At 60.7% G+C, this 9,281-nt stretch carries 10 protein-coding genes; 2 read left to right on the forward strand and 8 right to left on the reverse strand.

The features are described from left to right. Positions 1–13: 13 nt before the first annotated feature. Positions 14–1,054, reverse strand: coding sequence for an EscU/YscU/HrcU family type III secretion system export apparatus switch protein (locus tag EN807_RS18585; protein ID WP_135936171.1), 1,041 nt, complete (start codon positions 1,052–1,054; stop codon positions 14–16). A gap of 120 nt (positions 1,055–1,174) precedes the next feature. Between EN807_RS18585 and EN807_RS18590 the strand changes: the two genes are divergently transcribed. Then, positions 1,175–1,942, forward strand: a complete 768-nt coding sequence (locus EN807_RS18590) for a tetratricopeptide repeat protein (protein ID WP_246684206.1) — start codon at positions 1,175–1,177, stop codon at positions 1,940–1,942. 94 nt (positions 1,943–2,036) lie between these two features. Here EN807_RS18590 and EN807_RS18595 read toward each other — a convergent pair whose 3' ends face one another. The 7 genes from EN807_RS18595 to EN807_RS18625 form a co-directional block, all read right to left on the reverse strand. Beyond that, positions 2,037–2,483 carry a hypothetical protein gene (locus EN807_RS18595; RefSeq protein WP_127313668.1) on the reverse strand — a complete coding sequence of 149 codons (447 nt, stop codon included), beginning with the start codon at positions 2,481–2,483 and terminating at the stop codon, positions 2,037–2,039. A 13-nt stretch (positions 2,484–2,496) separates the two neighbouring features. Continuing rightward, positions 2,497–3,795, reverse strand: coding sequence for a type II and III secretion system protein family protein (locus EN807_RS18600; protein ID WP_246684208.1), 1,299 nt, complete (start codon positions 3,793–3,795; stop codon positions 2,497–2,499). A gap of 117 nt (positions 3,796–3,912) precedes the next feature. After that, on the reverse strand, positions 3,913–6,075 hold the full coding sequence (sctV, locus tag EN807_RS18605) for a type III secretion system export apparatus subunit SctV (protein WP_135936174.1): 2,163 nt from the start codon (positions 6,073–6,075) through the stop codon (positions 3,913–3,915). Next, a complete protein-coding gene (locus tag EN807_RS18610) occupies positions 6,072–6,383 on the reverse strand; it encodes a hypothetical protein (RefSeq protein ID WP_245477095.1) in 312 nt (103 codons plus the stop codon). The genes sctV and EN807_RS18610 overlap by 4 nt, the downstream gene beginning before the upstream one ends. Positions 6,384–6,400: 17 nt before the next feature. Beyond that, positions 6,401–6,841: a hypothetical protein gene (locus EN807_RS18615; RefSeq protein WP_210335026.1), complete on the reverse strand. Its 441-nt coding sequence runs from the start codon at positions 6,839–6,841 to the stop codon at positions 6,401–6,403. Continuing rightward, complete coding sequence (locus EN807_RS18620) at positions 6,838–7,839, reverse strand: FHA domain-containing protein (RefSeq protein WP_135936175.1); 1,002 nt, start codon at positions 7,837–7,839, stop codon at positions 6,838–6,840. The genes EN807_RS18615 and EN807_RS18620 overlap by 4 nt, the downstream gene beginning before the upstream one ends. A gap of 121 nt (positions 7,840–7,960) precedes the next feature. After that, positions 7,961–8,143 (reverse strand): hypothetical protein, encoded by a 183-nt coding sequence (locus EN807_RS18625; protein ID WP_128238954.1) that lies wholly within the window; start codon positions 8,141–8,143, stop codon positions 7,961–7,963. A 226-nt stretch (positions 8,144–8,369) separates the two neighbouring features. On the opposite strand from EN807_RS18625, the gene EN807_RS18630 reads away from it, so the two are divergent. After that, on the forward strand, positions 8,370–9,218 hold the full coding sequence (locus EN807_RS18630; protein WP_246684209.1) for a MurR/RpiR family transcriptional regulator: 849 nt from the start codon (positions 8,370–8,372) through the stop codon (positions 9,216–9,218). Positions 9,219–9,281 lie beyond the last annotated feature (63 nt).

Consider the following 9,281-nt stretch of genomic DNA (forward strand, 5'->3'; position numbering starts at 1 on the left):
GTTCGACCATGCCTCAAGTGAGCCCGAGCCGGACGAGATGGCGCACGACCGGTGAGAACATCTCCTGACCGATGTAAGCTCCGGTGTTTGCATTTTCGAAGAGTGGGCTGGCGACGGCCGCATCCTCGACCACGGGAATACCGGCCTTGCGTGCTTGAGCCATCATCTCGTCGGCCGCTCGGCCCTGGCCCTTGCCGACGACCGTCGGCACCGGAGTTTCACCCTTGACGTAACGCAACGCCACTGCGCGGTCGCCAGACACGAAGACGATGACCGCGTTTTTTACGCCCAGCTTCGCAGGTTGCATCACGGCCTCACGCCGCTGTCGCTGCTGTTCATGCCGGATTAAGGGGTCTCCTTCGAGATCCTTGTGTTCGCGCTTGTATTCGGTCGTCGTCATGCGCATGTCGCGCAGGAACAGCCAGCGCTGAATGGGAACATCGATCACGCCGATGACGACAAAGGCCAGGGCGGCGGCAATTCCAAGTGGTATCAGCACCGCCTTCGTGATCGGCCCAAGGCATGACGGAGCGCATCCTGGAGCATCGACGAGCGGCTGCAGCCATGCGATCAAAATGAATGCAAAGAGGGCGGCCAGCAACACCACCTTGGCCAGGCCTTTGGTGAACTCGATGACGTTGCGCAGCGACAGGATCTTCTGAAGGCCCTTCGCCGGGTTTATGTGATCGAATTGCGGCTTAAGCGGCTCAAACGAGAAGACTGGCCCGAACGTCCCCAGCATGCCGAAGGCCACGGCGAGAACGACAACGATTCCGACTAGCGGTAATGTGGCAAGCATCAGCAATGACAACGAATGGCGGATGGCCCGCAGGCTGACTTCCCCGAACGAATCGCCCGGGGCCGTCACGGTCTGCACGAGTTCCGAAAAGTGCTCGATGAGCATCGGCCAGGCAAAATAAAGATAGCCAAGCGCTGCGAAAAGCGTGAAGCCGGAGACCAGGTCGCGGCTCTGCGAAACCTGGCCTTTCCGGCGGGCGTCACGAAGTTTCTTTTCGGACGCCGGTAGTGTCTTTTCCTCAGCTTCTTCGGCCATGTTGCAATCTTATCGCACTGTTGTGGTTCCAGTCGGCCAAGGCCGTGTGTAAGGTGCGGCGGGCTTGAATACGGAGAGGTGGATATGCGGCTGCATGTCGTGTTCTTGCCCGTCGTCGCCATGCTGGCGATGGCCGGTTGTCAGACGACCAAAACCGACGCCGAGCAGGCAAAGGCGCAAGGCCCGTCGTCGCAATCGGAGCGTCTGATCAAGCTCGCGGACGATATAGATGCGCAGGGAGATAGCGACACCGCAATCGCGCTCTATCAGCGCGCGGCAGCGATGCCGGACGCCAAGCCGAGCGCCTTCGTCAAGGCAGGCGAGGCCTATATGCGAGCGGGCTATCCCGCCGAGGCCGCCAGCGCGTATCAGGCCGCGCTCGCAAAAGCTCCCAATGACGGGGGGGCAATGCTCGGGCTTGGCTCGGCGATGATAGAAACGGGCGATATCGATGCCGGCATGCGCGCGCTCGCGCAGGCCGCGCCGCTGGTCAATACTAGCAGCGCCTACAATCGGTTGGGCGTGGCGCAGACATTCGCGGGTCAGACGGCGGAGGCGCAGGCCACTTTTGCTCAGGCGTTGAAACTCGCGCCGGGGGATCTCGACGTCGAGAGCAACATGGCGCTGGCCGCAGCGCTCGAAGGCAATTCCACCACGGCACTGCCGCTGGTCCAGAAGATCTCCGCCGCAACCAATGCGCAGTTGCATCACAAGCGCAACGTCGTGGTGGTCTACGGACTTCTCGGCCAGGCCGATCAGGTGAGGGCCTCGCCGCCGATCGGCCTGGCGACCAAGGAGGTGGATACCTTGCTTGCGCGTGCCAGAACCATCCGTTCGAAGGGCAGCACACAGGCCAGGGCGAAAGCGCTCGGCTCTATCCTCGGCTAGCGCAGCGGACCGGAAAACGCGAAGCTGATTTGGGTCGAGTCCGACGCCAAAACAAATGGATAAAGTAGTGCTACGCGGGCAAGGCCGCATCGGCTCACTCGACCGGGAGCGTTGTTTGCGGCGTCAGCGGCCCGCTATTGGCTCCACCCATGGGAGCCTCTTCGCCATTGAGGTAGCGCCGGGCGGCATTTGCAGTCGGTGCGGCCGCCGCCGCCCCCATGCGCCGGCCCTCGACGAGGTCGCGCTGGCTTTCGGCCATGCGTTGAAGGTTGTAGGCGTTGGCGCAGCCGGACGGCAGGTGCGAGCCGACGCCGGAGACGATCGTCAGATCGGTCGCAGCGGCAGAACGGTCGTCATCGGCCGGTTCGTTCAGACATGCATTGGGAGCAAGGACGGAACCGCCGACGCCCTTCTCGGAGCCGCCGGTGTCGGTCGAAACATAGCTGTAGCCGGGAGAATATTCCTGCGGCTGTTGCGGGCTGTTCACGCAGCCGGCCAGAAGCAGCACCGAAACAGAGCACAAAGCGATGCGAAATGTCATGTTCGGTTCCCCACTACTTGATGATCAGGCCCATCGCCGCCGCGTCATTGGCGCGCTTCCGGCTGTGGCGTTTGGCTGCCGGACGATCGAGCGGCGTCGCGAGACTGTCGCGCACCGGCTCGACCAGATAAGGCGTGATCAGGATCACCAGTTCCGTCTCTTCGCGCTGGAAACGCTGTGACTGGAAAAGCGGGCCAAGGACCGGCACATCGCCGAGAACCGGAAACTTTTCCAGATTACGCGAGGTCCGCTGCTGGAAAAGACCGGCGATCGCAAAGGTCTGGCCGCTCGCCACTTCGACCGTGGTGTCGGCCCTGCGCACGACGAAACTCGGCATGGCGAAGCCATTGGCGCTTACTGAGCCTGCTTCCGACAAGGAACTGACTTCCGGCTGGACATGGAGCGCAATCCGATTGCGGCCGATCAGCGTAGGGGTGAACCCGAGGGAAACGCCGAAGGGCTTGTATTGAACGGTCACGACGTCAGTTCCTTGCGGAATCGGAACCGGAATTTCGCCGCCGGCAAGAAAGCTTGCGGTCTGACCGGTCATCGCCGTCAGGTTCGGTTCGGCCAGTATCTTGACGATGCCGTTGCGTTGCAGCGCTTCGATGAGAATATCGAAGTTGATGCCATGCGTCTGGTCCATGTTCAAACCGAAATTCCCGGTGCCGGAGGGCACACCATTGTCCTGGAACATGTTGAATTCGAAGCCGCCGCTCCTGTATCCGACAGACCAATCGACGCCATATGATTGCAACTCCGTGCGTGAGACTTCGGCGAAGCGGACCCGGATGTTGACCTGCTGCGACCCCTGCACGGTCATGTTGTTCAGCGGCGGCTGTTCCGGCGGCGAGAACGTGCGAGCGATGTTGTCGACATCCGTTGCCTCCTCGACGCCTCGTGCTTCGCCCCTCGCAACAATGCGGGTTCCGAAAATCGAGAGATTTGTCGCCGAGTTCGGTTGCATTGCGTATTTCGCTTCATTGGCAGGCGTCACATCGGGGGTGACGCGGAACTGGGCCGTTGCCTCGACCCGCTCATCGGCTGTGATTGCAATGAGGTTGGTCAGGCCGGGCTTTAGGCCGAAGACATAGACCATCCCCGGCGACACGACCTGAAGGTCCGCGATCGTGGTGTCCGCGATCAGGACGGATTCGACGGGTTCATTGAACCGCAGCAGGCGTCCTTGCCCGACCGGCAGGTCGACCGTTGGCTTGCTCGGCAATGGTGATATGTTTTGTGCCATCGTGTCGGCAAGTGTGAACAAAAACGCCAGCAAGACGCCAACCGCCGCGATAGCGAGCCAGCGCATAGCCGTCCGCCCGGCGAAAGTGGCGGATCGAACGCATGCTGCGGTATCGTGGATTATCATGCCGTTCCCCTCTTGAGCATGTAGATTCCCCAACTGTCCCAATCCGCCCGGCCGGCATCATGAGGCTGCCTCTTGTCCGGCTTTCGCCTGAGCTGCTGGCAGCGACTGAGAGACATTGCGTGCTATGCCCGAGCGGCCGGTTATCGTCGCCAGTGGCTGGACGTTGAATTCTTGTGCGAGTTCCTGAAAGGACAGAACCGGAAGTTCGATGGCATTGTGCGTGAGCAGGCTTCGCATATGACGGCGTACATCCATCGCCGCGAGGACGACCGGTGAGACATCGGTGGCGTTCTGCGACAAGGCTCGTTCGATTTCGGCGATCAAAGCCTGTGCATCGTCATCCGAAAGGTTCAGGAACGTGCCGGTCGATGTGCTTTGCACCGCGTTTCGCAGGATATCCTCGGCCGAGCGCTGCAGAACATAGGCTGCGATGATGTTGTTACGACCAGCGAAGCGGAAGCTGATCTGGCGTTTCAAGGACGTGCGGATATATTCCGTAAGCAGAACGACGTCCTGTTCGCGTTGTCCCCATTCGATCAGCGCTTCGAGGATCAGGCGTAGGTTGCGGATCGGCACGTTTTCACCGACAAGTCGCCGAAGCACCTCCGCGATCTTCTGCAGCGGCACGATCTCCTGCGCCTGTCTGACCAGATCCGCATAATCCGGCTCCATGTCCGACAGGAGCCTGCGTGTCTCCTGAATACCGACGAAATGGCCGGCATAGAGCCGAAGTGCATTTCCGGTCCATTTAACCGCTGTTTGGGCAGGTGTGGAGAAGACGAAGCCGGCTTCCTTCAATGCCGAAATGTGGCGATGATCGACCCACATGAATTTGCGCTGACCGGCAATCGGAGAACCTTTTTCGTAAGTCACATCGAGCAGATCGAGATGCGTTGGGTCCGCTTCGACAAGAACGCGCTCGGCGGGGATTTCGGTATCCAGGATGGGTGCGCCCTCCAGATCGATCCGCATGCTTCTCGCTGAAAGCATCTCGTCGACCTGCAGGCCGATAGCGGGAACGTCGACACCGAGATCGTCGAAGAGTTCGCGGCGCACGCCATCGGCAAGCGTGGCGAATTCGGGTTCCGGGATCGAGCGCCCGAGGTCGGTTCCGAAGCGAACGACGATGCGGGATGAAGAAGGCAGTGTTCCGACGGGCGTTGCTGAAAGCGACGCCGGATTTCCCGGTTGTTCGGTCATGGCGATCTGGCCGATGTCTTTGTGCTCGGATTCCCGGGCGGTGCGGCGATTGATTGCATAGGCGCCCGCTCCGAAGCAGGCACCAAGGATCAGGAATACAATGGACGGAAAGCCCGGCACTATGGCAAGGCCGACCATGATCACCGCCGCGAGTGCCAGCGCGCGGGAGTCCCGCAGCAGCTGGCTGGTTATTTGCCTGCCAAGGTCGCTCGTGCCGTCCGAGCTGCCGACGCGCGTCACCATCGTACCGGCGGCCACAGCGACGAGCAGTGCCGGTATCTGCGCAACCAGCCCGTCACCCACAGTGAGCAGTGAGTAGGTCACGGCGGCGTCCCCTAGCGACATATCGTGCTGCAGCGTTCCGATCGCGAAACCACCGATCAGGTTGACCAGAATGATGACGATGCCGGCGATGACGTCGCCTTTGACGAATTTCATGGCACCGTCCATCGCGCCGAACAGCTGGCTCTCACGCTCAAGCTGCTGGCGCAGCCGGCGTGCCTCCGCCTGATCGATGTCTCCGTTGCGCAACTCCGCATCGATGCTCATCTGCTTGCCCGGCAGCGCATCGAGGGTAAAGCGCGCGGCAACCTCGGCAACGCGTTCCGCACCCCGCGCAACCACGATGAACTGCGCAACGGTTATGATCAGGAAAATGACGAGGCCCACCGCAATACTGCCGCCGACGACGAATGTACCGAAGGCGGAAACGATGTCGCCTGCGTCGGCCTGAAGCAGGATCAATCGCGTGGTCGTGATCGTGATCGCCAGCCGGAACAAGGTAGCGATGAGGATGACCGATGGCAGCGACGAGAACTGGAGCGGATGAGAAACGTAAAACGAAGCCAGCAGGATAAGCACGCTGACGGCGATATTGGCGGTGATGAGAATGTCGACGAGGAAAGTCGGCAATGGAATGAGCATCATCACCACCGCGACGAGCATCAGGACGGCAATGACCAGATCGCTGCGGCGTGACAGCTTGGCAAGGAAGTGCAGAAGTCGCTCCGACACCGTCATTCGGCGGCTCGACGCGATAGGAAGTTTCGCAAGGCATTGTGCGCCTCGGCCTTGCGGCCGGCTACAAGCAACGCGCGGCTCTTCAGCAACGCTAGCGTCGGGTGGTCCATTCCCTCCAATGTCTCCAGCCTGGCAATCGTGGCAAGCGCTTTGTCCGCTTCGCCATCGAGTATGAGCAGATGCGCCAGTGTCCGCAGGACGCCGGCATTTCCCGGCGACAGCTGTGCAGCGATAAGCAGGTATGCCGCGCCCCGCTTTGCCTGCCCGTGACACCCGTAGAGATAGCCCAAGACATGCAGCAGATGCACTGTTTCACGCGGATCGGTCAGGTTTCGATTCCTTCCTGTATCCGGCCAAGCAGATCGCGATGACGCTCGATTTCATCCTCCATCAGCGTTCTGGCAAGTGTCTTGAGTTGCTCGCCACCCTCAAGGCCGGGAACCAGATGCGTTACAAAATGCTGGAGAATAGGTACTGAGCGACGCAGGATGGCTGGCTCGGGAATACCCGGCATGACGAAGTTGATGAGTGCCTCGTCGAGCGATTCGCTATTCGTGCCTCGAGAGGGCTGGAATTCCGCGTTTTGTGGCTTTTCCGTACCAGCGGCCGATGTCGTCCCCTGAGCACGGCTTGCGGCTTTGTCGACGCCATTCATCCGCCGCCGGTTGATCGCCTGACCGCGCACACCTTCCGCCTGCCGCACCTCGCGGCCGGTTGTATCGATCCTTGCCGTATCGAATCGCGGCCCTTCAAGCCGGCGGTTCACGGATATTTCAGCGCGACCGTGGCGCCGCCCTTCGTCAGGAGAAGTTCCGTCTCGCCAATGTGCTTGATGGTCCAGCCGTCATTCGTGAATGCACCTTCATGATAGCGTGCGCCGTCGGCGGCGATGACGTAGGGCCGCTCGCCATACCAGATCGCCTGCAGCCTCAGGCGCGGAGCCTGCTCGGCGTTGCCGATCATAACATTGGAAACGAGGGGAATGTGCGCGCCGAACGTCTGGTCGAACCAGGATTGCGTTTCGGTCCAGGCATCATCCTTGTCATTGGGGATCATACCCGAGACCGCGAGCCGTCCAGGTGGCCGCTGAACAGCCAAAGTGCTGATGCCAGATTGATCGAGGCGCAGCCTGAGCTGGCTTTCCGCTTCGGCAGCACTGGGTAATTGCGTTGGCGATGAATTGTTCAGGACACTTTGCCCGGTCTCGCCAGCAAAGGCCACTCTGATCGGGTCACGGTCTTGAGCGGATATCTTTTTGCCGATGTCGGGCTTGGCGAAAGAGAACCCATTCGCAGCGACGGAAACAGCGAACACGGCAAAGAGCACGCTGCCTGCAACCAGGAGGGGGCGATCAGAAACGGACCAGCGATTCGGCGGGCGTTCTGGGTTGATCAGCCGGATATGGGCATCGCCGATACTTATCGTGAGCGGCAGCTTGCAGCGGCTGCCTTGGCCTTCATGGATGATCTCGCCCGTGGCGAGTGTGACGTCGCCGCCGACGGCTTCGATTTCAATTTGGCTGCCCTTGCGCCGCAACCTCGCGTGGACCGGCGCGATGCCAGCATCCCTGAGGACAATGTCGGACTCCGTGCTGGAGCCAACAGTATACAGAGGCTCGACCAGACTGAGTTGGGCGCCCGCGTGAAATCCGTGAGTTACGCTGAGCGCAATGGAACGTCCGGATCTTGGGGCGTGGGTGATAATCGATCGAAGCCGGCGCGCGGACTCCGCATCCCAATATTTGCCGATAGAATTAGCGGTCATGCCACTTCATCTCCCGCCGATGACAATTCAGACGCAGCCTGACAACGGCGTCGAAAGCATTCTTGCCGTGCACGTGCGCCGCCGGGTGCTTGCGGCGGCGCAGGGTTCGAGAATCCCCGCCTTAGGCCTTTTCAGCCGACTGGCCGAGCGTCCTAGCGGTGCTCATCAGCATGTCATGTTGGGATTTCGCGATCTCTTTTGTGATCTCGAGGCTAAACATGCGCTCCTGATGCTTGATCATCTTGTCCAGGTTCTGTTCCGGCGACCCGGCAGAGCCGGACGTAATGGGAGGGGTAGCAGCCATCATTGTCTCCTTGAGGGGCCGTTCAAGTTACAAACTCCGGAATCACGTCGAAGCGATCCGGCAGGTTGCAAAAGCAGCTTAAGGCAGGGTGATCGAAAATGAAAGTCCACTTGGAATATATGAACCACTTCAGTTCCAACTGTTGCATTGCCGCCATTCGGGGAGTAACCTGCCATCGGGGTGAATGGGGTATTTTAGAATGGAACAAGGTCCTTTGGCGGAGCTGTTGGTCGAACGCTTCGAGAATATGCCGCCGCAGTTGCGGGTCGCCGCGCGTTTCGTGCTGGATCATCCTAAGGACGTCGCACTGATGTCGATGCGCGAGCAGGCGCACCAGGCCGGCGTTTCGCACAGCACGATGATGCGGTTGGCGCGATGGCTTGGCCTTGAAGGCTACGAGGATATGCGGAGCCTTTATGCGCGCGCGCTGCGTGAGACAGGCGCCGGTGAGCCGGCGCGACAGGGTATGGGGCAGGACGGCGATCCGGGATATTCGATTGCAGGGGTCGTCGCCGACACGCTCGCGGCCCAGATTTCAAGTCTAGGTGAATACGGCAATGCCTCACAATTCGTTGCCACTGCCGAGCTCCTTGCACGATCGCGCAATCTGTTCGGTCTCGGCTCGCGCTCCGGTTATCCGGTCGCGAACCACTTCGTTCACATCATGTCGTTTCTGGCTGGCGATGACCGCAAGGTGACGCTTGTCGGCGAGATGGGGGGACATGGTCTGGATGCCTTGCAGGGTGCGGGACCGGGCGACGTCCTCCTTGCTGTGGGCATGTCTCCTTATGAACGCACGACGATCGACGTGGCGCGCCAGTCGGCCAGGCAGGGTGTCGGCGTGGTGGCAATCACCGATAGCAGTGTGTCGCCGCTGGCCCGGATCGCGCGGGAAACAATCATCGTTACGTCAAATTCGCAGTCGTTCTTTCGCAGCATGACGCCGGCGTTCGCTGCCGTCGAAATTCTGGCGGCACTGACGGCTGTGCAGTCCGAAGTGAATGCTGCAGAACGAGTAAAACGGTCGGAAGAGCAACTCGCTGCTTTCGGCATTTATTGGAAGCCGCCCCGGTAAGCGGCCGGGGCATCCACTGTCGGGCGCGGGGGCGTTGACGGCAGGCAGACTGCCTGAACCAGG

The sequence above is a fragment of the Mesorhizobium sp. M5C.F.Ca.ET.164.01.1.1 genome (assembly GCF_004792125.1).
GTDB classification, from domain to species: Bacteria; Pseudomonadota; Alphaproteobacteria; order Rhizobiales; family Rhizobiaceae; genus Mesorhizobium; species Mesorhizobium wenxiniae.